The organism is Candidatus Planktophila sp., assembly GCF_040402315.1.
Lineage (GTDB): Bacteria > Actinomycetota > Actinomycetes > Nanopelagicales > Nanopelagicaceae > Planktophila.
Genome location: NZ_JBBAMU010000008.1, coordinates 13,712 through 35,273, shown reverse-complemented (window position 1 = coordinate 35,273; position 21,562 = coordinate 13,712). Strand labels below are relative to the sequence as shown.

The following is a 21,562-nucleotide window of genomic DNA, read 5'->3' as shown; positions in this document are numbered from 1 at the left end:
GGATGGATGAACTTTCAGACCGCCAGTACGAACTACCTCAATCATTTAAGGATCGAGCGTGCCTTAGCAACGAACACCATTGAGTCATACCAACGCGATTTGGGAAAGTTTGCAGATTTTCTCTCCGTGGAAGGTAGGAACTTTATCGAGTTACAACCATCGGATGTCACCGCCTTTGCAGTATTTCTAAAAGCATCCCAAATCAGCGCCTCCAGCACCAACCGATGTATCTCAGCGCTTAAAGGTTTCTACAAGTACTGCGCCCTTGAATACGAGATTTTCAATCCAACGACTGAATCAACGGCCCTCAAAACCCCACGACGTTTACCTAAGGCACTTTCTATCTCTGAGATAACCTCCCTCATTGAATCAGCGAAGCGGGAAGGTGATCCCGTCTCCCTTCGAGATTGCGCAATATTGGAGATTTTATACTCCACCGGCGCCCGGGTAAGTGAGGTAATCGGAATCAATTTTGCGGATATCTCTACTCAGGATTTGGAAGGCGAGAGAATTTCAGTTGTTAAATTACGAGGCAAAGGTTCTAAAGAACGAATAGTTCCGCTCGGTAGGTTTGCATATTTTGCGCTAGATGAATACTTAGTGCGCACCAGGCCACTTCTTGCAGCTAAGAATGCAAAGAGTGAGAGCGCGCTCTTTCTCAACTTTCGTGGCAAGCGGCTTTCGCGGCAGAGCGCATGGCAGATAGTGCTGGATGCCGCTCAAGCTACCGGCCTTGCTGGCAAAGTTTCGCCGCACGTTTTCCGGCATTCATACGCCACACATTTACTAGATGGTGGAGCAAATATCCGAGTTGTCCAGGAACTACTAGGACATTCTTCGGTGACAACAACCCAGATTTACACCCTGATTACAATCGATAAAGTGCGTGAAAGTTATAGCTCTGCCCACCCAAGAGCTAAGTAATTAGATTCCGCGAAGTCGACGAGCAAGAATGCTCTGATCACCTTTCGCTTCGAGATCAGCGATGATGACCGCGATTGATTCGCGAACGATGCGACCACGATCGACGGCAAGACCTAAATCTCCACGGAGCATCAGGCGTGCTTGGTCTAAATCAAAGAGTTCATCAGTGGATAAATAAACAGTGATCTTCTCTTCGTGAAGTTCGCGACCAGATGGAGATTTCTCGGCAGCAGTAACTCGTCTGCGTGAAATTGTTCGAACACCCTTTTTCGTTTTAGGTTGCGATGTTCCAACTGGCTTCGCGGCAGCAGGAGCTGCAGGTGCGCCTTCGACAACCTGTCGAACCGCACTTAGGGCTGGGGTATTTGCGCGGAATAATTCATCTGCTCCAGGCAAGCTTGCTCTGCGTGTCATCGGGCGCCTCCTCGGGCTATGAGTTCTCGGGCAAGGCGGCGGTAAGACTGGGCACCGCCGGAAGATGATGCGTATGCGGTGATTGGTTCTCCCGCAACGGTTGTTTCTGAGAAACGAATAGTTTTGGCAATGATTGTTTCAAAGACATCCTCAGGATACTTCTCAAGGATTGCCGTAAGCACTTCACGATTATGAACGGTCTTTCGGTCATACATAGTTGCCAGAATTCCAACGAGTTTCAGATCAGGATTGAGGAAACTTCTCACCTTATCGATATTTCCTTTGAGTTCAATAAATCCATGCAGTGCGAAGTACTCACATTGCAAGGGCACGATGACCTCATCGGAAGCTACGAGTGCGTTGATCGTGAGCTGACCCATCGTTGGTTGACAATCTATTAATATGACGTCATATTCAGAACTCAGGCGAGCCAGTGCGCGCTTAAGATATTGCTGTCCACCGATTTCAGCACCGAGTGTGGTTTCAGCTGTTCCTAGATCGCGGTTAGCTGGCAAGAAATCCAAATTGGCAACGGATGATTTAAGGACGATCTCATCAATATTTGCATCAGGTGTCATGAGTGCGTAGTAAACAGTGTTCTCAAGTGCAAGGCTGTGTGCGTTGACACCAAGACCAAGGGAGAGACCGCCTTGTGGGTCAAAGTCAACCAGCAGAACTCTGCGACCTAGCTCAGCTAGGGCTGCACCTAAGTTAATTGTTGAGGTAGTTTTTCCAACACCGCCCTTCTGATTAAAGATTGAAATGACCTTCGCATTCCCATGCTCGGTGAGGGGTGCGGGAATCTTAAAATTCTTGGGTTCACGTCCAAGTAGGCTGGCGGTAGTTGCCACATGATCGTCAAATGTCGACTTAGCGTTCAAGCGAGAAACCTCTTTTCATTTGTCACGACTCTACGCGTAATGCGCAGCGATATGCAAGTAACGAAGTACTGTTCGCACGTGGAAAATACCCTTATTTCGGCGCCTTCACCGGAGGCGGATTCGGCTGATACGGGCTTTAACGTCCACCTATCCAATTTCGATGGCCCATTTGACCTTCTCCTTCAACTCATTTCTCGCCATAAATTAGATATCACTGAGGTCTCACTCAGCCTGGTCACCGATGAATTCATCTCTTTTATTCGCAAATTGGAAGAATCGGGTGCGGGCTGGCGCCTAGATCAAGCGACAGAGTTTCTGGTGATCGCAGCAACCCTCTTAGATCTGAAGGCGGCGCGTCTGCTGCCCAGTGGTGAGATTGAGGACGAGGAAGACCTCGCCATTCTTGAGGCTAGAGACATCCTTTTTGCCAGATTGCTCCAGTACAGAGCCTTTAAGGAGATTGCGGCATCCTTCCAGGAAGCTATTTTGGCTGCCGACAAATCTTTTCCACGCGTGGTTGCGTTGGACCCAGCGCTTGCCGCACTTCTACCTGAAGTTTTGATTGGGGTAGGAGCCCAGCGCTTTGCCGCGATAGCTGAGCGAGTGCTTACGCCCAAGGCGCCCCCTGTAGTTGCGGTGGACCACCTATATAGCGCTCTCGTGAGTGTGGCCGAGGAGTCTCGCGCCGTTGTTGAATCCTTGCGAAAATCTCGAACCCTCTCCTTTAGAAATCTCATTCAAGGGGCGGACTCCACCCTCGTCGTGGTGGCGAGATTTCTGGCACTGCTAGACCTCTACCGCCAGGGCGCCTTGCGATTTGAGCAAGTTATGGCGCTAGGAGAGCTCCAGATAACCTGGGTAGGCTCCGATGAGGGAGAAGTTCTAGCGACTAATGAGTTCGATCTTCCGCCCGAGGCGCAAAATGAAACAGAAGAGGGTGAAAATGTCTAATCCCGAGCTTTATAGCCAAGAGCTGGCACGTTCCATTGAGGCGATTCTCATGGTCGTAGATGAGCCGGTAACTGAATTAACTCTTGCCACAGTCCTTGAGGTGCCGGTAGAGCAGGTCGTCGCCGCTTTGGGGGCCCTTGTTCCTAGTTATCTAGATCGAGGATTCTCCCTTAAGGCGATCAATGGGGGATGGCGCTTTTATAGCCACCCGGATTTTAGCCAGGCTGTAGAGAAGTTTGTGCTAGATGGCCAGCAGAACCGACTTACCCAAGCCGCACTTGAGACCCTGGCAGTCATCGCCTACCGCCAGCCAGTCTCGCGCGCTCGGGTCTCGGCCATCCGCGGGGTAAATGTGGAAGCGGTGATGAAGACCCTAATCACTCGAGGTCTAGTTGAGGAGTATGGGGTCGAGAATGAAACTGGTGCGATTCTCTATAAGACCACCAGCTACTTCTTAGAACGATTAGGCCTAAACTCCCTAACTGACTTGCCACCCCTGGCGCCTCATCTGCCGGATATCGATAGCTTGGATGAGATCCTCGATTCGCTTACTGACTAGTTAACGCTCTACACTTCTCGCTCCACCCCTTAGCCGGCGCCTCGATATTCGAGGGTCAAGCGGGGAGTTGACTGTCGAGAATGGATAGCCACATGGCCGAAATGCGCCTAAATAAGATTATTGCCGATGCCGGGATCACTAGCCGTCGAGGAGCCGATGAGCTCATTATGGATGGTCGAGTCACCGTTGATGGACACCAGGTAAGAGAGCTCGGGGCGAAGTTTGACCCAGATAAGGTAGAAGTAGCGGTAGATGGTGAGACAATTATACGTTCTTTGTCTAAGACTTATTTAGCACTTCATAAACCTACAGGTGTTTTGTCTACCATGTTCGACCCTGAAGGTCGCCCTTCACTATCTGACTTTATAAACCTTCGAACCGAGCGTCTTTTCCATGTGGGTCGCCTAGATAAGGATTCCGAAGGTTTGATCTTGCTCACAAATGACGGGGATTTGACCTTTAGGGCAACCCATCCCTCCTTTGGCCTTGAGAAGACCTACATCATTGAATTCGACGGAAAGCTGCCAGTTGGAGTCGAAAAGACCCTTCTGAAAGGGGTCGAGCTCGAAGATGGAATGGGAAGAGTCCTGAGCTTTAGCCACCTATCTCCGCAGTGGATTGAGGTGGTAATCCACGAGGGTCGTTATCACATCATTCGCCGACTTATGGAGGCAGTGGGTGTTGAAGTTCTGCGACTCATCCGAACCAAATTTGGACCAATCTCACTGGGGGAGACGCTCGAGGGGCGATGGCGAGATCTCAATAGCGGTGAATTGGTAAGCCTACAAACGGCCTTAAATATAAAACCTTAAATCTATATAGAATCTGTAAACCGCTAAATTAATAAATAGATTAATAAAAGTGGAAGCGAATTAATATTGGTTTATCGATAATCATAGACTTAAATAAGACCTTTTATTATCGATAAAGAGATAGTAGATGGATCTTACTTATCTAGATGATTTTCCTCGTGTGATTTTACAGCAATCGGATTGCACATAAATTGATAAAACCTTTAAATAGCAAAACCATTCGCAATCAATCTCTTAGAAAACGACTTACCGGTACACTTGTCCAATGTCAGTGCGCGCAATCAGGGGAGCAATCCAGGTGGAGGCCAATACGGCTGAAAGTATTTACTCCGGTGTGGTTGAGCTGCTCTCTGAGATTCTTAGCGCGAACGGGCTCACCCCACATGATGTCATCTCGGTTCTTTTTACCTCGAGTCCAGATCTCAATGCAGCCTTTCCCGCAGCCGGAGCTCGCGAGGTTGGTTTCGCATCCGTTCCGCTGATTTGCGCCGTGGAGATCGATGTTCCGGAAGCCCTGGAGCGGACTATTCGGGTTATGGCCCACGTCGAAAGCTCAGCCAGCGCTGAGGCGATCTCACATATCTACTTGCATGGAGCTAAATCCCTGCGCCGGGATATAGCGCAGTAGCTCATGAGCGCACCTCTTCCCTTCTCCCGCGTCTGCGTTATCGGTTCAGGTTTAATAGGCACCTCCATTGGTCTGGCTCTCTCCCATAAGGGAGTCTCGGTGACAATGCGCGACCTAGACTCGCGAAATCAGGGGATAGCACAGTCACTTATGGGCAATGAAGGGGGCGAGATCTCCGACGCTGAACTTGTTATCTCCGCGGTTCCGCTCTCAGCTTTCGCTATGGTCATTACAGAACTTGAGAAGATAAGCTTCAATGGGATATTTATAGATGTCTCGTCAATTAAGGGTAAACCTGCACTTGAGGTCCTTGAATCTGCCCTCTTAGCCTCACATTTCCTACCAACACACCCCATGGCAGGGCGTGAATTCACAGGGGCTGAATCAGCTCGAGCTGACCTTTTTGAAGGGCGTCCGTGGATGATTGACTCTGCCGGGGTCGATCAGAAGGCGATTCTCTGGGGAAAAGCTCTTATAGAGGCCTTGGGCGCCGCCGCGATAGATATGCCGGTAGCCGATCACGATCAAGCGGTAGCGCTAGTTTCCCATCTGCCGCAACTGCTCTCTTCACTATTGGCCAAGCAATTGGCTGGAAATCCCGCGAGTTGGCTGGAGCTATCGGGGGGAGGGCTGCGCGATATGACTCGAATCGCAGCATCTGATTCAACCCTATGGAGGGAGATCATTGCCGCCAATAGCGCAGCTATCGCACCGCTACTTAAATCTTTGGCGGCCGATCTTAACGCTCTTATTTCAAATATCGAAAGTGAAAGCTTCATTGCGGGTGTCATCAAAGATGGGCAAGTAGGTAGAGCGCTCATTCCTGGAAAACACGGTGGCAAAGCTCGTGAATACACCTATCTTCCTATTGTCATAGCCGATAAGCCTGGTCAACTAGCAGCAATTTTTGATGAATGCGCAAAAGTTTCGGTCAATATCGAAGATCTCTCCATTGAACACTCACCGGGTCAAGAGACAGGATTGATTACTTTGGCCATTTCACATTCCGATGCAATGACTTTAAGGGCGCATCTAGAGAGTGAAGGCTGGGACGTTCACGCTCCACGTTCGTAATTCTCCGTATTGGGCACCTGCGCCTTAGAATGTAATAACTTATAGATGGGCTGTGAAGATGATTGTTGTTGCACTAGATGGCCCTAGCGGCTCTGGTAAATCCAGCACATCTAAGAATATTGCCATCAGAGCTGGTTGGAGTTACCTAGATACTGGGGCTCTGTATCGTGCAATCACATTCATTGCTTTATCGATAAAGAGTGATAACGCAAATGACATTATCGCTGCCGTTATTGATTCACCTATCACCTTCAACTCTAATCCTCGTGACCCACAGGTTTTTGTCGGAACAACCAATGTTAGTGAAGAGATTCGAAGTCAAGAAGTGACGGCAAAGGTTTCAATTATTAGCGCCCTGCCACAGATACGCGCAGAGCTACTGACTTTGCAGAGATCAATCATTGCTAAGGCAGATAGTGGAATTGTGGTTGAAGGCCGCGACATCGGAACAGTGGTCTGCCCGGATGCAGCGCTAAAGATATATCTCACGGCAGAGATTTCAGCTCGAGCAGCTAGGCGTGATGCTGAACAAGATGGAGCGGCAGGAGGTGTTGATGCTGTTGCACAATCACTTTCAACGCGCGATGAGATTGATTCAAATCGAATGATTTCACCGTTATCTATGGCAACTGATGCGGTGCATATTGATTCAACAGAACTGACGCTCGATGAAACCGTAGAACGTATCTGGGAACTTTTATCTCAACGTTCGCTTCTGGGACTTCCGATTGTTGCAATTCTCGGACGTCCGAACGTCGGCAAATCAACACTGATTAATCGTTTTATTGGTCGCCGGGAAGCAATCGTTGAAGACACTCCCGGTGTCACCCGAGATCGCATTCAATACGAATGTGAATGGGGCGGTCGTCGCTTCATCATTATGGATACTGGCGGGTGGGAATCTAAGCCAGATGGCATTTCAGTTCAGGTCAGTGCCAGTGCCGAACTTGCCATGTATGAAGCAGATGTTCTCTGTTTCGTAGTGGATGCACAAGTTGGCGCACTAGATGAAGATGATATTTTGGTACAAGAGTTACGTAAGGCGAAGAAGCCAACAATTCTGGTTGCCAATAAAGTTGATGGTGATAACGATGAATCTGATGCGCATGCGCTCTGGAATATTGGTTTGGGTGAACCGCACTTTGTTTCGGCTCTGCACGGCCGTGGGAGTGGAGATCTTCTTGATTCCATTACTAAGTTGCTTCCTGAAGTAGGCGCGGCGCAAGTTCAAGATGGTTATCGAAGGATTGCCCTGATTGGTCGTCCGAATGTTGGTAAATCCAGTTTGCTAAATGCTTTAGCAGGGGAGAATCGTTCAATTGTTGACGACGTTGCGGGTACCACTCGAGATCCAGTTGATGAACTCATAGAATTTGGTGGCAGCATCTGGAGATTTGTAGATACCGCCGGTTTAAAAAAGCGGGCAAATCAGGCCAGTGGAACGGATTACTACGCGACTTTACGGACCCAAACGGCGTTGGAGCGTTGCGAGTGCGCAGTAGTTATTCTCGATGCTTCAGTTCCTATCTCCGAACAGGACCTGCGAGTTATCACGATGGTTGAAGAAGCTGGTAAGGCGATGGTGATCGTGATGAATAAGTGGGATTTGGTAGATGATGATCGACGTGCTCAACTTGATAAAGAGATTGAACGACATCTAGATCAGGTCGAATGGGCACAGATTGTTAATGTTGCGGCCAAGACCGGTTGGCACCGCGATCGCTTGGCCCCTGCGCTTCGGACCGCAATCGATTCTTGGGAACGCCGTGTTCCGACCTCCAAACTCAACTCATTCTTGGGCGCCCTCATTGGTGCGACCCCGCCACCGGTCCGAGGTGGAAAGCAGCCAAAGGTTTATTACGCAACGCAGGCCGGCATTGCGCCACCTAAATTCGTGGTCTTCTCATCTGGGTGGATTGAAGCTTCTTATCGTAGGTTTATCGAACGTCGCTTACGGGAAGAGTTCAAATTCCCGGGGACTCCAGTTCAGGTAGCTATTCGGGTAAAGGAACGAGAAAAGGAGGCGTAGAAATGTTGACGATTCCTAATGCGCTCACATTCCTGCGATTCCTAGGAATTCCACTCTTTATCTGGCTCGCTTTGGACCAGCGAGCAGATGGCTGGGCAATCCTGGTCTTGATGATCGGTGGAGCTACTGATTATTTTGATGGAAAGTTAGCTCGCGCTCTTAATCAAGAATCGCGTTTCGGAGAGATCGCCGACCCGACAATTGATCGACTTTATATAGCTGCCACCATAATAGTTTTATACATTAGGGGCGCCATTCCGCTTTGGGTCATTCTTGTCTTGGTAGTCCGTGATGTTGCTATGGCGATTCTCGCCCTGGTGATTCAGATGCGGGGACTTCCTACTCTGCAAGTGACATATTTGGGCAAGGCGGCGACATTTAATTTGCTCTATGCCTTCCCATTTCTACTTCTAGCTCTGAACTCAAATTGGTACGGAACCGTTGCCTTCATCTTTGGCTGGGCATTTACCGGTTGGGGAGTGGCGCTCTATTTAGCCACGGCCTTCGGGTATTTCCGGACCGGGATAAATGCCATTAGAGTGCGCCCACCCGTTATTTAGCAGATAGTAGAGGCAGAAGATGTCGTTGATTCCAGCAGAATTGCAGTACACAAAAGAACACGAGTGGGTAGCACCTACCGAAACTGCCCTTCGCTATCGCATGGGTATTACTGACTTTGCACAGGGCGCACTCGGTGACATCGTTTATGTTCAGATGCCCAAGATTGGCGAGAAAGTTGTTGCCGATGCCGTGTGTGGGGAGGTTGAATCTACGAAGAGCGTCTCCGAAATCTTTGCACCCATCTCAGGAACGGTTGTTGCAATTAATGAAACTCTTAGCGCCACACCAGAGCTGATCAACTCTGATCCGTACGGCTCTGGCTGGTTGGTAGAAATAGAAGTGGGTATAGCGCCGGAAGCACTGCTCTCGGCCGCCCAATATGGAGCGATTACCGCTTAAATCTCCGCTTGATTTCTCTGCCGCAACTCTCTAGTGTCACCCTTAAGTTGACATCGAAGGGGGTGAGTTCATGGCAGAGGCAGAGTCAAAGCCTGAGCTAACCAGCACTCTCCACTTAGGACTTCGTCCTGTGATTGGTGATTCCTCTTCAGAGCTCATTAAGGATTATCTGGCTACATCGAGTGCCGAAGAGCGAAGCGTTCTTGAATCCACTTTAGCCGGCGATGGTAGCTCTGCCATGGTTCTGATTCATCGTGGTCCCGGACGAGGTGCCAGGTTTCTGGTGACATCTGACGGAGCAACTATTGGTCGCTCACCTGAGAGTTCGATTTTTCTTGATGATGTGACAGTCTCTAGAAAGCATGCAGTGATTGAGAAATTTGAATCTGGGTTCATCTTTAAAGATACTGGAAGTCTCAATGGTTCATATATCAATAATGAGGCAATTACCGAGAAGCAGGTATCTGTTGGAGATGAGATTCAGATAGGTAAGTTCCACCTTCTATTTATAACAGCACATCAGTAGAAATCCAACGCAGTTAAAGATCTACTAGGGGAGAAGTCAGTTGAGCGTTCCAGCACGGGCCTACTTAAGTATTGGTGAAGTACTCACAAAATTGCGCGGAGACTTCGCCGACATCACGATCTCAAAGATTCGATTCTTAGAGTCTGAAGGTCTGATTGAGCCACAGCGAACACCCTCTGGCTACCGCAAGTTCACGACAGTAGACCTGGAGCGATTGCGTTACGTACTACTCGCCCAACGTGATCAGTACCTGCCACTTAAGGTAATCAAGGAAAATCTAGATGCCCTCGATCGTGGTCTGCAACCAGCACCAGCTGGGGGAGTCCCAGCGCCACGACCAACGCTTGGTCTTGCCACAGTTGATGGGGAGTTTTCGCCTGCGGCCTTTGCCGAGCAATCCGAGATGCGACTATCCCGGGAAGAGCTGCTCAAGGCATCAGCGCTAGATGATGCGCAGTTGGTAGAACTGGAGTCCTATGGACTCATTCAGATCCGTGGCCGCCACTATAACGGGGATGCACTCTCTGTTGCCCGCGCCGTTGCCGAGATGGCTGGCTTTGGAATCGAACCACGTCACCTTCGTTCATTTAAATCAGCTGCTGATCGCGAGATCGGATTAATCGAACAAGTGATTACTCCATTTACCAGACAGAAGAGCACGGAAGCGAAAGCTCGCGCGGAGGAAGTTCAGAAAGAGATCGCCTCCCTATCTGTTCGACTACATGCTGCCTTGGTACGTGGCGGCTTAAATCGTCCTCGTTAAGCGCTTGAGAATTCTCCATGTTCATTCCGGTTGAGGTCGTAGGTGTTCGGATTGAGATGCCCTCAAATCAACCTATCGTTTTACTCAAAGAGGTCGAAGGTTCAAGATTTCTCCCCATCTGGGTGGGAGCCGTTGAAGCAACGGCGATTGCCTTTGCCCAGCAAGGGCTCGAGGCGACTCGCCCTTTAACACATGACCTTATTCGTGATTTATTGGAGCGAGTAGACATCTCACTTGCCTCTGTCCACATCACAGCTATAGTCGAAGGCGTATTCTTCGCAGAGTTAAATTTGCGTAACGACCAAGGTGCGCTGCCGGCGCTCTCCGCCCGCCCATCAGATGCCATTGCAATCGCACTGCGTACCAAGTCCAACATCTTGGTTGATAATAATTTGCTAGATCAGATGGGAATCGACATTCCGGAGCAGGTGGCGTTGGACGTTACGGCTGCTGGGGATCAGGAGCTCGAGGCCTTTCGTGAGTTCCTCGATCAGATTAATCCGGAGGATTTTGCTGGATAGTCTCAAAGTCTCAACCTCAAGTTGAGGTCTTGTTCGTGTCGGTACTGCCTTTCTACCATCCTCGCGCGTACCCTTTAGCCAATCCCCTATAGGAAAGCGAGCCCCCTCTCGTGACAGAGCAAGAATTTGAAATCGGTTACCGCGGTGCTACGGCATGTTCGGCTGCTGGAATTTCATATCGCCAATTAGATTATTGGGCACGTACCGGTCTTGTTGAGCCCTCAATTCGCACCGCAACTGGTTCAGGTAGCGCTCGTCTCTATGGTTTTCGCGACATCTTGGTTCTAAAAATTGTGAAGCGCCTACTCGATGCTGGAGTTTCGTTGCAGAACATTCGTACCGCGGTTAATCATCTACGCGATCGTGGCGTGACAGAGCTAGAACGAATAACTCTGATGAGCGATGGTGCCTCTATTTATGAGTGCGCGAGTCCTGATGAAATTATCGATCTACTTGCTGGTGGGCAAGGAGTTTTTGGAATCGCCGTGGGCAAAGTCTGGTCTGAAGTTGAGGGGTCACTTGCCACCCTTGCGGGTGAAGTAAACGGTGAGACTATCGTCTCCGAAAATAGTGATGAACTTTCACTGCGTCGAAAGGCGAAAGGTGCCTAATACTCATATATTTCGGTCATCTATTTAAGGCGCTAGGGCTGTAGATGAGTTGATTGGGTGGTTTCAGGTGGGCGGTAGTGAAGGTTTTCAAGATCGACATATTGGTCCTTCTAGCGCACAAGAAGAAGAGATGCTCTCTGTCCTGGGCTATTCATCACTTAAAGATTTTATCGCTGATGTAGTTCCAAAAAACATCGTGATTGAGAAGAAACTCGCTGAGGTATTAGATACTGCTAAGAGTGAAGTTGAAGTAATTGATGAATTACGAGCTTTAGCGTCAGAGAATCAAATTTTCACATCTCTTATCGGCTCTGGTTATTATGGCACCATCACACCACCGGTTATCAAACGAAATGTTCTAGAAAATCCAGCTTGGTATACCGCCTACACACCTTATCAACCAGAAATTTCGCAAGGTCGACTAGAAGCGCTCTTCGCATTTCAAACCGTCATTACCGATATGACTGGCCTTGCTATCTCTAATGCATCGATGCTAGATGAATCAACGGCTGCAGCAGAGGCCATGACTCTTGCCAGGCGCACCTCCAAGGCCAGTGATGATGCGGTATTTCTTATTGATCGCCATGTACATTCTCAAACTAAAGCGGTGGTAAATACCCGAGCTAAACCACTTGGAATCAAGGTGTTAGAAGTTGATGCACTTGCCGTAGATACTTCTTTAGAATTTTTCGGAATCCTGGTGCAGTATCCGGATACCACCGGTGCTATCAATGATTTCAGTGACCTGGCAACACATGCACATGCGAAGGATGCGTTAGTGATCGCAGCTACAGATTTGCTCGCGCTGACTCTGATTACAGCGCCGGGGGAGTGGGGCGCAGATATTGCCGTGGGTTCAGCGCAACGTTTCGGAGTTCCGATGGGTTTTGGTGGCCCACACGCAGGTTTTATGGCGGTCCGCACCGGACTAGAGCGAGCACTGCCTGGTCGATTAATTGGCCAGAGTGTTGATGCTCATGGCAATCCAGCCTTTCGGTTAGCGCTACAAACTCGCGAGCAGCACATTAGACGCGATAAGGCGACCAGCAATATTTGTACCGCACAGGTTCTGCTTGCGAATATGAGTGCGTTCTACTCCATGTGGCACGGACCCAAAGGACTTATTGAAATTGCTGAACGCGTACATGGTTTCACCGCTGCCCTTTCAACTGTAGTGGAGAGTGTCAACAAAAGTTACTTTGATACCTTAACTATTAAAGTCGATGATGCAGCAGTGATTCATAAGGCAGCAGCCGGATTGCGAATTAATTTAGGAATCCTCGATCATCAACACGTTCGGATCTCCTTAGATGAAACTGTAACCACAAGTGGATTTGCTGAGATCGTAAGTATCTTTGGGGCAAAGGTCGTCTCAGCCCAGGGGAGTGGCATCTCACCAGCCATTAAGAGAACCTCTACCTTCTTACAACATCCTGTCTTTAACACCTATCACTCTGAAACTTCCATGATGCGCTACCTGCGCATGCTCTCAGATCGGGATTTAGCTCTCGATAGAACGATGATTCCTTTGGGTTCTTGCACCATGAAACTTAATTCCGCAACTGAGATGGAAGCTGTGACTTGGCCAGAGTTCGCATCGCTGCATCCATTCGCGCCAGCAGATCAGAGCATTGGCTCACGTAAACTAATTACCCAACTCTCTAAGTGGCTCGTTGAAATCACGGGCTACGACGCGGTCTCCCTGCAGCCGAACGCCGGCAGCCAAGGGGAGTTCGCTGGCTTGCTTGCCATTCGTAACTATCACGACTCTCGTTCTGAGCGAGAGCGCGATATCTGTCTCATTCCATCTAGTGCCCACGGTACAAATGCGGCAAGTGCGGTGATGGCTGGGATGAAAGTCGTGGTCATTTCTTGCGATGAAGCAGGAAATGTGAGCCTTGATGATCTGAAGTTGAAAATCGCTGAACATTCAGGAAAATTGGCGGCGCTGATGGTCACTTATCCGTCTACGCACGGCGTTTTTGAATCTGCTATCTCCGATATTTGCGCACTTGTTCACGAAGCTGGCGGTCAGGTATATGTTGATGGCGCAAACCTCAACGCGCTCGTTGGGCTAGCTCAGCCAGGAAAATTTGGTGCCGATGTTTCGCATTTAAATCTCCACAAGACATTCTGCATTCCACATGGTGGCGGGGGACCGGGTGTTGGTCCAGTCATTGCTCGTGCGCATTTAGCACCGTTCTTACCGAACCACCCACTTGATGCAACTGCGGGGCCAATAACAGGTCCTGGGCCTATCTCTGGTGCGCCATTTGGCTCCGCCAGTATTTTGCCTATCTCTTGGGCTTATATTCGCCTGATGGGGGGAGCTGGTCTTACCCATGCAACTGAGGTAGCGATTCTGAGCGCTAATTACATAGCAGCGCGCTTAAAGAGCTCCTATCCAATCTTGTATACCGGTGAGAAAGGCCTAATCGCGCACGAATGTATTCTTGATATTCGGGAGATAACAAAGGTAAGTGGCGTTAGCGTCGATGACATCGCGAAACGTCTGATGGACTTTGGTTTCCATGCACCGACCATGTCTTTTCCGGTTCCAGGAACGCTGATGATTGAGCCAACAGAGTCAGAAGATATTCTTGAGATGAATCGCTTTATTGATGCGATGGTCGCGATCAAATATGAAATAGATGAGATTATTGAAGGCAAGGTCGCGGTTGAAGACTCGGCGCTGCGCCATGCACCGCATACCGTGGGGGCAGTGGCATCAAATGAGTGGGATCACAGCTATAGCCGCGAACGCGGCGCTTTCCCGGCAACCTTTACCGGTCTTATTCCGGGTGAACTTATCGGCATGAAGGGTAAGTACTGGCCAACCACAGGACGCATAGATGGGGCATATGGGGATAGGAACCTGGTCTGTTCCTGCCCACCGATTGAGTCGTTCGCTTAGCCAAATCTTAATTACTTTACATAATATAACTTATCGGCGTTAGGTCTGAGTCTGCGAGATAGACCCCAGAGCGTGGTCTGCCATAGAGCTTCCACGACTATCGCCTTACTCATCTTGGAGACTCCATTGATTCGCTCAACGAAGGTAATTGGAACCTCAATCTTTATCGCTCCAGTTAAGTCACTGGCCATCGCCATTTCGATCTGAAAACAATATCCGGTTGCCGTCATATCTTTTAGGTTAAGTGAACTAAGTAGTGATGAACTGTAAATACGGAAACCGCCGGTGAGATCACGCAGAGGGATTCTAAGTATTGCCTGTGCATAGCGAGTACCTGCGCGCGAGAGAAATTGTCGACTCCGAGGCCAGTTCACAACTGATCCTCCGGGCATCCAGCGGGTACCTAAAACAATCAATTTCACTTCAGTTGCGACTGAATCTGAAGCAGCAAACATCAGCGGAAGATCTTGAACACGGTGTGAGCCATCTGCATCCATAGTAACTACATGGGTGTATTTATCATCCTTCAGTACTGCTTGAAATCCTGCGCGATATGCTGCCCCAAGACCAGCTCTGCCAGGCCGGCGGATAATTTCTACCCATGAATATCCAAGACCTTGTGCGATGTCGGCGGTTTTATCTGGTGAATTATCGTCCAGTACGACCACATCGAATTGATAACGACTCTGAATTAAGGCCAAAGAGTGAAGAAGTTCAACGATTGATATAGATTCATTGAAGGTTGGAACTAAGATCACAAAACAATTCATGAAAGTAACCGATTGATGAGGGTTCGATAATTATTGAGCTCCAAAATACCTGCCATAGACTCCTGAGTATTTTCCTCTGTTGCACTTAGCACTCGCCCATTATTATCTATAAATGCAGATATTCCGACAGTGGAAACACTCAAAATATACCTAGAATGTTCAACGGCTCTGATCCGGGTAATGGCTAATTGTTGCGCACTCTCGGCGGTTCCTGTAAAAGTTGCGCTGTTCGTCTGAACAATTAGCGCCTGGGAATTGGTAGCCATATCCCGCACTAGATCATCACGGATGATTTCATAACAGATGATAGGACCCAGTGAAATGCCCTTCACTGTGTGAGTTACTCGCGCCGTTCCTGGGATGAAGTCGTTCACATTTTTGGCAAGCGGACTGACCAATTGGGCCAATTTTCGTAATGGTATGTATTCACCGAATGGCGTGAGCCCACGCTTGATGTAGGTACTTTCTTGCGAACCCTTTTTTGAATAAAGAATCGAGGCATTTTGTGGGAATCCATTTTCTCGCAGTACTACTCCTGCAATCAGTGGAGTACTCAGTTCCTGTGTGAGGGTGGTGATATCCGCCGCGACTTCTGGGTACAAGCGTGGGTCTATATCAATTGCATTTTCCGGCCAGATGATTGCATCGTATGAACCCTTGGCGAACTCTTTCGTCGCATCTCGATGTAGGTTAAAGACCGCTTTCGCTCGTGAGTTAAATCCCAAGCCAACTTCTGGGGTGTTTCCTTGGATTGCTAGCAAGTTAAGGGAACCACTCCCCTGTGGATTTGATGGCAGAAGAAACGCAATCAGGAATAGAAATAATGTAGCGAGCGAATTCTTTAGTGAAAATTTGCTAAGCAGCGCGGCAACGAAGATCGTGAAAGCAGATAAGGCAAGGACTCCCCCGATAGCAACGATTGGTAGTGCTGGAGATTGAACCTGGCTAAATGCGATTCGAGTCCAACCAAAACCTCCAAATGGAAAACGAGCGCGTACTTCTTCCAAAATCAGAATAGCAAGGCAGGTATATAGAAGGTTATGAGTCTTGCGGTAGACGAAGCCCACAGGTAGATAAAAGAATGCTTGTAGTGTCGCTAAAAGCAACCAAGGCAGTACTCCGACATATTTCCCGCTCCAGATTAACACCACAGCATTAAGGAAAAAGCCAAAGACAAAACTGGAGAGAATTGGTCGTGAACTGCTCGTTAGCGTACGTAGAAAGAGGATATATCCAAATACAGCGAAGTACCAGATACCTATTGGTTCAAAAGCTGCGCTTACGAGCAAGCCTGCTATCAGTGATCTCACCATTGCAGAGCCGCAATAAGTCGATCAACACTAGCCCCCAGACCATATTCATCTTTAATGGCGTAGATTTCAGAAAGGTCTTGTGGTTTTGTTGGCATTGCAATCTCCATCTTTGGGATAGCAACATCGCGCGCACAGTTCACCAAGGTTGGTGCAATCCTTAAATAGTCAGAACCTTCGATAATCTTCTTTGCTAGTGATGCACTCAGTACTTCATGGCCAGCACTAGCGCCAGCCATTGCATCATCTACTGAGGCGAAGTTATTAGCAATCAGCGCTGCCCCTTTTTCACCTATCCCCCTTACTCCGGGCAAACCATCGGACGGATCTCCTCTGAACATGGCAAAGAGGGCGTACCGATCCCCTGGGATTCCATACTTATTTGCTACCCAGGGGATATCAACTAAATCATGTTGTGATATTCCTTTAGCGAGATAAACCACTTTTATATCTCGTTTATCATCGACGAGTTGAAAAAGGTCTCTATCCCCCGTGACAATACGAATAGGCCCTTTCTCATGTACGGCAAAAGTAGCCATGACATCATCGGCTTCATAATCATCAACGCCAACCATTGGAATACCGAAGGCATCTAGCAAATCTAGCAATACTGGAATCTGCGGAGTCAGAGTTTCTGGCTCTTCTTCCACATCATTATCGTCTCCAAGCCGATTAGCTTTATATGCTGGAAATAAATCAACTCGCCACGATGGACGCCAATCCCCTTCGATACAGGCGACTATGCGATTCGGAGAATACATACCAATTAACCGAGCAGTCATATCGAGATATCCACGAATTGCATTGACCGGCATTCCAGTTGGAGACAGGAGCGTGTCAGGCATTCCGTAGTAAGCGCGATACCAGAGCGATGCGCTATCTAAAAGCATCAAAGTCATAGTTCGCCCAACATGTATGAGACTACGCCTCTATCTAAAGCTTTCACGCCCGCTTTACACGCGGGGCGCAAGGATTCGGATGCACCACCTATTTGAGTGAGTAAATCAATTAACTGCTTAATGCAACGCACAAAGTCACCCACCGTCATATCAGTACCTTTAATGACGCTACTCAAAGAGTGACCATTGGCCCAGCGGTATGCGGCATAGCAGAAACCAAAATCGGGTTCGCGTTGGGTCTTCACATCGAACTCATTTTCAATATCTTCAAGTTCAATCCAGATCTTGGCGACAAGAGCAAGAGCGGTAGCAACATTTTGATGGGGCATCTTTGGGGCGTAGTTTTCAACACTACGACTTTCATAGATCATCGCTGAGGCAACAGATAGCAATTCGGTGGAAGAGAGATTATTGAAGACTCCCCGACGAATAGACTCTGTGAGAAGCAGATCTGATTCGGCATAGATCTTCGCCAGTATTTTCCCTTGCTCGAGTGGTTTTTCGCCTTCGATATAGCCTAAATGAGTAAGCACGTTACAGATGCGGTCAAATGTTTTGGCAATAACATGCGTTCTGTTTTCTACCCGGGAACGCAAACCTTCAGACTCACGGTTTAGCCGGTCGGCGCGCTCTGCAAATCGGGCGTGTGTTTCCCGGTCATTACATGAATGGCAGGCATGGGCCCGAAGCGCACGTCTCATTGAGTCGAGCTCGTTCTCCATCTTCACCCGTTGCCGTTGATCAAAGGTGCGACGACCGTCTCGTTTACTAAGCAACCGCTCTAACTCCTTGATGTCGATTCGAGTCCGCGCATATTCTGTGAAGTCTCCGAGATGGCATTTGGCAGATTCGTCTTGCTCCGCCGCTGCTGAGTCGTTCTTTCGTATCTGTCTAACCAGTCCCACAACTGCCCGGTCTGCTTGAAACTGAGCGAAAGATGATTCCAAACTTCCGCGTGCTCGCTCTCGACCAAATCGGGCAATAAGGTTGATGGACATGTTATAGCTCGGAGTAAATGAAGACCGAAGCGGATAGGTACGAGTAGAGGCGAGACCTGCTGCAGTCGCTGAATCAACAGTGGGTGACCATTGCACAACGGCGTTACCTTCGATATCAATTCCTCGTCGACCAGCGCGGCCAGTCAGCTGGGTGTACTCCCCTGGTGTTATGGAAACATGCGCCTCACCATTCCATTTGGTGAGTTTCTCCAATACAACTGTCCTTGCTGGCATGTTAATTCCAAGAGCTAAAGTTTCAGTCGCAAAGACAGCTTTGACTAGACCGCGCTTAAAGAGATCTTCTACGGCCCCTTTAAAACTAGGCAACAACCCGGCATGGTGGGCAGCTATCCCGCACTCGAGTGCGGTGAGCCAATCGCGATGTCCCAAAACTTCCAGATCTTCCTCAGCCAGGTTCTGCGTATAACGCTGGGCGGTAGCAACAATTTCTATTCGTTCTTCAGTGGTTGTTAATTTAACTCCCTCGTTCAAACACTGCTTTACCGCAGCATCACAGCCAACGCGGGAAAAGATAAAGGTTATTGCCGGCAGTAAGTTTTCGCGCTGTAACTTCTCGATAATTTCAGCCCGTGAGAGTCGACTCTCGTTGTCGTTAAATCTGTCACGCCGACCTCGTGGTGATTTCACGCGCCGGAGCGCCTCCCGTTCAAGGCCTAAGATCTCAGGATTAATTCTTCCTGGTTCGTTAAATAGATCGATCATTCGATCGCCAATGAGTACATGTTGATAGAGCGGGATGGGTCTGATTTCGCTGACTATTACCTCGGTGGCGCCACGTACCTCACCGAGCCATTCTCCAAATTCTTCCGCATTTGAGACAGTTGCAGATAGTGAGATGACCTGCACGCTCTCCATGAGATGGATAAGAACTTCCTCCCACACCGCACCACGGAACTTATCGGCCAAATAATGCACCTCATCCATTACCACAGAGCCAAGATTTGTGAGAGTAGATGAATTCGCATAGAGCATATTGCGCAAAACTTCAGTTGTCATCACCAAGATATCGGCTTCGGAGTTGATATTTGTATCTCCTGTGAGCAGTCCTACCCGATTCTCGCCAAAACGTTCTTGGAACTCGGCGAACTTCTGATTAGAAAGAGCCTTAATCGGTGTTGTGTAAAAACATTTCTTGCCGCGGGCAAGTGAACTAAAGGCGGCAAACTCTCCGACCACGGTCTTGCCAGCTCCCGTTGGCGCAGCCACAAGCACTCCCTTGCCATCTTCGACCGCCTGGCAGGCAATGATCTGAAATTCATCGAAACCAAAATCAAACTGTTCTATGAATTGCGCTGTAAGAGGGTGCTCTCCCCGCTTCTTGGCGGCTGCGTATTGTTGCGCCGGTGTGGTCATAGGGGCCATGTTAGTCCAGCACCAGCAATACATTCTGCCGACACTGGCGCTGGCCCTATCCGTTCACCATCGGCATATGCGATTGCATCAGCCACAAGAGTGATTTTCTTTGTGCGAAATATCTCAACCGCGGGATGCGTAATATGGGAACCCGAGAAAACCTTCGGGAAAACTTTTATGAATTCCAATTTACTTACGGGCTCCAGAATCATTACATCGAAAAGACCATCATCGAGTTTTGCGTGTGGACAAACGAGCATCCCTCCCCCGTAGGATCTTCCATTTGCAATCGCAATCAACATAGCTTTAGTGGTGAAGGTACGAGTGTCGGTAGTGATCTGATATTCAATCGGCGTAAAACGTGGAAGTTCGAGTGCGATCGCCAGGTTGTATCGCTGTTGCCCACGTGGCCAGCGCATGGAATTCGCCTTCTCATTAACAACTGAATCAAAGCCAGTGGAGAGAATTGCAGCGAACCATTCGGAATCCACATTGCCTAAATCAATTACTGACGCCTGGTTTGTGGTTATGTGATCTAGATACTTGGTGGAATCCTCCAGTGACCAACCTAAGGCTCGAGCGATGTCATTTCCAGTACCTGCTGGAATTAGTGCAAAAGGAATAGATCGTGGCACAACAATCTGAAGAACTAAGTGAGCTAAGCCATCGCCTCCCACGCAGATAACGCCCTCGCATTGTTGGGTATCGAGAAATGCCTCAAGCTCGCCTTTTAATTTCAGCGCTGAATACGATGAAAAAACTCGATAAGGAGACTCTTTACTATCGAAATACCGAATTACTTGCTCAGCTCTGACTGCACCCTTACCGTGTCCGGAAGTTGGGTTGATTGCTATCGCCCACATTAGGAATCATTAGCAATCAGTTTCTTATCCCGGCGACGATCATTGAGTAGTGCGATGACCCCAGCAAGGAGATAAAGGGCGATCAGTGGCAGGGTGAGCGCAATCATTGATAGGGGATCAGCACTCGGAGTGAAGCCAGCGACGAAGAGCGTGATCGCGAAGACCCAGATCCGCCAAGGTCTGAGAATCGCTTTGCCGGACAAGAAGCCAATGAGATTGAAAGTCACGAGAAAGACCGGTAGTTCGAATGCTATTCCAAATATAAGAATTGCCCGCATTACGAAATCCAAGTAATCATCAAAGCGCACTAAGTTGGAAAGGGCAGATGGTGTGAATCCAAAGAGGACGTCAACTGCAATAGGAAGGATTGTGTAACCGAGATACGTACCTGCGGCAAAGAAAGGAGTCGCCGCGATTATGAAGAGAATTGAATTTCGCTTCTCGCGCCGATGAAGCGCGGGTGCTATAAATGCCCACAATTGATAGAGCCAGAATGGTGCGGTGAGAATCACTCCACTTAAAAGAGCCACTTTTATCTGCAAATTTAGCGGACCTAGGACCCCGTTGATATAGAGGGCTCCGCAGGTGTCTGCTCCTGATTGTTGGGCAGCTTTTAGGTCGCACACTGGTGCGGCTAGAGTGGTAATTATTTCATTGTAAAAAAACCAACCAAGTGCCGAACCCAATGCAAGGACAATTGCTACTTTGACAACTCTGCCTCGTAATTCACGAAGGTGTTCGATAAGCGGCATACGACCGCCAGCGGTGGCCGACATGCGAA

At 48.8% G+C, this 21,562-nt stretch carries 22 protein-coding genes; 14 read left to right on the top strand and 8 right to left on the bottom strand.

The window, feature by feature from the left end; all coding sequences use genetic code 11:
- The first annotated feature begins 6 nt into the window (after positions 1 to 6).
- Complete coding sequence (locus tag AC9UEP_RS02740) at positions 7 to 924, top strand: site-specific tyrosine recombinase (protein WP_509543780.1); 918 nt, start codon at positions 7 to 9, stop codon at positions 922 to 924.
- Here AC9UEP_RS02740 and AC9UEP_RS02735 read toward each other — a convergent pair whose 3' ends face one another.
- Positions 925 to 1,338, bottom strand: a complete 414-nt coding sequence (locus AC9UEP_RS02735; RefSeq protein WP_509543779.1) for a hypothetical protein — start codon at positions 1,336 to 1,338, stop codon at positions 925 to 927.
- Entirely contained in the window at positions 1,335 to 2,219 is an 885-nt protein-coding gene (locus tag AC9UEP_RS02730) for a ParA family protein (protein ID WP_509543777.1), read from the bottom strand. The genes AC9UEP_RS02735 and AC9UEP_RS02730 overlap by 4 nt, the downstream gene beginning before the upstream one ends.
- A 39-nt stretch (positions 2,220 to 2,258) precedes the next feature.
- On the opposite strand from AC9UEP_RS02730, the gene AC9UEP_RS02725 reads away from it, so the two are divergent.
- The 13 genes from AC9UEP_RS02725 (at position 2,259) to gcvP (ending at position 14,567) form a co-directional block, all read left to right on the top strand.
- The gene (locus tag AC9UEP_RS02725) at positions 2,259 to 3,170 is read left to right on the top strand and encodes a segregation and condensation protein A (RefSeq protein ID WP_509543775.1); all 912 of its coding nucleotides are present in this window, start codon (positions 2,259 to 2,261) and stop codon (positions 3,168 to 3,170) included.
- Entirely contained in the window at positions 3,163 to 3,729 is a 567-nt protein-coding gene (gene scpB, locus AC9UEP_RS02720) for an SMC-Scp complex subunit ScpB (RefSeq protein WP_509543774.1), read from the top strand. Before AC9UEP_RS02725 ends, scpB begins: the two co-directional genes overlap by 8 nt.
- A gap of 92 nt (positions 3,730 to 3,821) precedes the next feature.
- Positions 3,822 to 4,541, top strand: a complete 720-nt coding sequence (locus AC9UEP_RS02715; RefSeq protein ID WP_509543772.1) for a pseudouridine synthase — start codon at positions 3,822 to 3,824, stop codon at positions 4,539 to 4,541.
- A gap of 265 nt (positions 4,542 to 4,806) precedes the next feature.
- Positions 4,807 to 5,169, top strand: coding sequence for a chorismate mutase (gene aroH / locus AC9UEP_RS02710; protein ID WP_509543771.1), 363 nt, complete (start codon positions 4,807 to 4,809; stop codon positions 5,167 to 5,169).
- 3 nt (positions 5,170 to 5,172) lie between these two features.
- A complete protein-coding gene (locus AC9UEP_RS02705; protein ID WP_509543769.1) occupies positions 5,173 to 6,243 on the top strand; it encodes a prephenate dehydrogenase/arogenate dehydrogenase family protein in 1,071 nt (356 codons plus the stop codon).
- Between the two features lie 58 nt (positions 6,244 to 6,301).
- A complete protein-coding gene (gene der, locus AC9UEP_RS02700; RefSeq protein ID WP_509543768.1) occupies positions 6,302 to 8,272 on the top strand; it encodes a ribosome biogenesis GTPase Der in 1,971 nt (656 codons plus the stop codon).
- Between the two features lie 2 nt (positions 8,273 to 8,274).
- Positions 8,275 to 8,832 (top strand): CDP-alcohol phosphatidyltransferase family protein, encoded by a 558-nt coding sequence (locus tag AC9UEP_RS02695; RefSeq protein ID WP_509543767.1) that lies wholly within the window; start codon positions 8,275 to 8,277, stop codon positions 8,830 to 8,832.
- Positions 8,833 to 8,851: 19 nt separating this feature from the next.
- Positions 8,852 to 9,232 carry a glycine cleavage system protein GcvH gene (gcvH, locus tag AC9UEP_RS02690; RefSeq protein WP_509543766.1) on the top strand — a complete coding sequence of 127 codons (381 nt, stop codon included), beginning with the start codon at positions 8,852 to 8,854 and terminating at the stop codon, positions 9,230 to 9,232.
- 70 nt (positions 9,233 to 9,302) lie between these two features.
- Positions 9,303 to 9,758 carry an FHA domain-containing protein gene (locus AC9UEP_RS02685; RefSeq protein ID WP_509543765.1) on the top strand — a complete coding sequence of 152 codons (456 nt, stop codon included), beginning with the start codon at positions 9,303 to 9,305 and terminating at the stop codon, positions 9,756 to 9,758.
- A 40-nt stretch (positions 9,759 to 9,798) separates the two neighbouring features.
- Entirely contained in the window at positions 9,799 to 10,521 is a 723-nt protein-coding gene (gene ftsR / locus AC9UEP_RS02680) for a transcriptional regulator FtsR (RefSeq protein WP_509543764.1), read from the top strand.
- 17 nt (positions 10,522 to 10,538) lie between these two features.
- On the top strand, positions 10,539 to 11,042 hold the full coding sequence (locus AC9UEP_RS02675) for a bifunctional nuclease family protein (RefSeq protein ID WP_509543763.1): 504 nt from the start codon (positions 10,539 to 10,541) through the stop codon (positions 11,040 to 11,042).
- Between the two features lie 110 nt (positions 11,043 to 11,152).
- The gene (locus tag AC9UEP_RS02670) at positions 11,153 to 11,653 is read left to right on the top strand and encodes a MerR family transcriptional regulator (RefSeq protein ID WP_509543761.1); all 501 of its coding nucleotides are present in this window, start codon (positions 11,153 to 11,155) and stop codon (positions 11,651 to 11,653) included.
- A 67-nt stretch (positions 11,654 to 11,720) separates the two neighbouring features.
- Complete coding sequence (gcvP, locus tag AC9UEP_RS02665) at positions 11,721 to 14,567, top strand: aminomethyl-transferring glycine dehydrogenase (protein ID WP_509543759.1); 2,847 nt, start codon at positions 11,721 to 11,723, stop codon at positions 14,565 to 14,567.
- A gap of 11 nt (positions 14,568 to 14,578) precedes the next feature.
- Here gcvP and AC9UEP_RS02660 read toward each other — a convergent pair whose 3' ends face one another.
- Genes AC9UEP_RS02660 through tatC form a run of 6 tightly spaced genes read right to left on the bottom strand, consistent with a single transcriptional unit; the run spans position 14,579 to position 21,557 of the window.
- Positions 14,579 to 15,337: a glycosyltransferase gene (locus tag AC9UEP_RS02660; protein ID WP_509543757.1), complete on the bottom strand. Its 759-nt coding sequence runs from the start codon at positions 15,335 to 15,337 to the stop codon at positions 14,579 to 14,581.
- Positions 15,334 to 16,647, bottom strand: coding sequence for an apolipoprotein N-acyltransferase (gene lnt, locus AC9UEP_RS02655; RefSeq protein WP_509543756.1), 1,314 nt, complete (start codon positions 16,645 to 16,647; stop codon positions 15,334 to 15,336). The genes AC9UEP_RS02660 and lnt overlap by 4 nt, the downstream gene beginning before the upstream one ends.
- A complete protein-coding gene (locus AC9UEP_RS02650; RefSeq protein ID WP_509543754.1) occupies positions 16,644 to 17,546 on the bottom strand; it encodes a 5'-3' exonuclease in 903 nt (300 codons plus the stop codon). Before AC9UEP_RS02650 ends, lnt begins: the two co-directional genes overlap by 4 nt.
- Positions 17,543 to 19,918 (bottom strand): DEAD/DEAH box helicase, encoded by a 2,376-nt coding sequence (locus AC9UEP_RS02645; RefSeq protein ID WP_509543752.1) that lies wholly within the window; start codon positions 19,916 to 19,918, stop codon positions 17,543 to 17,545. The genes AC9UEP_RS02650 and AC9UEP_RS02645 overlap by 4 nt, the downstream gene beginning before the upstream one ends.
- On the bottom strand, positions 19,915 to 20,781 hold the full coding sequence (locus AC9UEP_RS02640) for a diacylglycerol/lipid kinase family protein (RefSeq protein ID WP_509543750.1): 867 nt from the start codon (positions 20,779 to 20,781) through the stop codon (positions 19,915 to 19,917). Before AC9UEP_RS02640 ends, AC9UEP_RS02645 begins: the two co-directional genes overlap by 4 nt.
- Positions 20,781 to 21,557: a twin-arginine translocase subunit TatC gene (tatC, locus tag AC9UEP_RS02635; RefSeq protein WP_509543748.1), complete on the bottom strand. Its 777-nt coding sequence runs from the start codon at positions 21,555 to 21,557 to the stop codon at positions 20,781 to 20,783. The genes AC9UEP_RS02640 and tatC overlap by 1 nt, the downstream gene beginning before the upstream one ends.
- Between the last annotated feature and the right edge of the window lie 5 nt (positions 21,558 to 21,562).

Bases quoted from the DNA above. Each gene is read 5' to 3' on its own strand.
- AC9UEP_RS02740 (WP_509543780.1), top strand. From the start codon at position 7: ATGAACTTTCAGACCGCCAGTACGAACTACCTCAATCATTTAAGGATC.
- AC9UEP_RS02735 (WP_509543779.1), bottom strand. From the start codon at position 1,338: ATGACACGCAGAGCAAGCTTGCCTGGAGCAGATGAATTATTCCGCGCA.
- AC9UEP_RS02725 (WP_509543775.1), top strand. From the start codon at position 2,259: ATGCGCAGCGATATGCAAGTAACGAAGTACTGTTCGCACGTGGAAAAT.
- scpB (WP_509543774.1), top strand. From the start codon at position 3,163: ATGTCTAATCCCGAGCTTTATAGCCAAGAGCTGGCACGTTCCATTGAG.
- AC9UEP_RS02715 (WP_509543772.1), top strand. From the start codon at position 3,822: ATGGCCGAAATGCGCCTAAATAAGATTATTGCCGATGCCGGGATCACT.
- aroH (WP_509543771.1), top strand. From the start codon at position 4,807: ATGTCAGTGCGCGCAATCAGGGGAGCAATCCAGGTGGAGGCCAATACG.
- AC9UEP_RS02705 (WP_509543769.1), top strand. From the start codon at position 5,173: ATGAGCGCACCTCTTCCCTTCTCCCGCGTCTGCGTTATCGGTTCAGGT.
- der (WP_509543768.1), top strand. From the start codon at position 6,302: ATGATTGTTGTTGCACTAGATGGCCCTAGCGGCTCTGGTAAATCCAGC.
- AC9UEP_RS02695 (WP_509543767.1), top strand. From the start codon at position 8,275: ATGTTGACGATTCCTAATGCGCTCACATTCCTGCGATTCCTAGGAATT.
- gcvH (WP_509543766.1), top strand. From the start codon at position 8,852: ATGTCGTTGATTCCAGCAGAATTGCAGTACACAAAAGAACACGAGTGG.
- AC9UEP_RS02685 (WP_509543765.1), top strand. From the start codon at position 9,303: ATGGCAGAGGCAGAGTCAAAGCCTGAGCTAACCAGCACTCTCCACTTA.
- AC9UEP_RS02675 (WP_509543763.1), top strand. From the start codon at position 10,539: ATGTTCATTCCGGTTGAGGTCGTAGGTGTTCGGATTGAGATGCCCTCA.
- AC9UEP_RS02660 (WP_509543757.1), bottom strand. From the start codon at position 15,337: ATGAATTGTTTTGTGATCTTAGTTCCAACCTTCAATGAATCTATATCA.
- AC9UEP_RS02650 (WP_509543754.1), bottom strand. From the start codon at position 17,546: ATGACTTTGATGCTTTTAGATAGCGCATCGCTCTGGTATCGCGCTTAC.
- AC9UEP_RS02645 (WP_509543752.1), bottom strand. From the start codon at position 19,918: ATGACCACACCGGCGCAACAATACGCAGCCGCCAAGAAGCGGGGAGAG.
- AC9UEP_RS02640 (WP_509543750.1), bottom strand. From the start codon at position 20,781: ATGTGGGCGATAGCAATCAACCCAACTTCCGGACACGGTAAGGGTGCA.
- tatC (WP_509543748.1), bottom strand. From the start codon at position 21,557: ATGTCGGCCACCGCTGGCGGTCGTATGCCGCTTATCGAACACCTTCGT.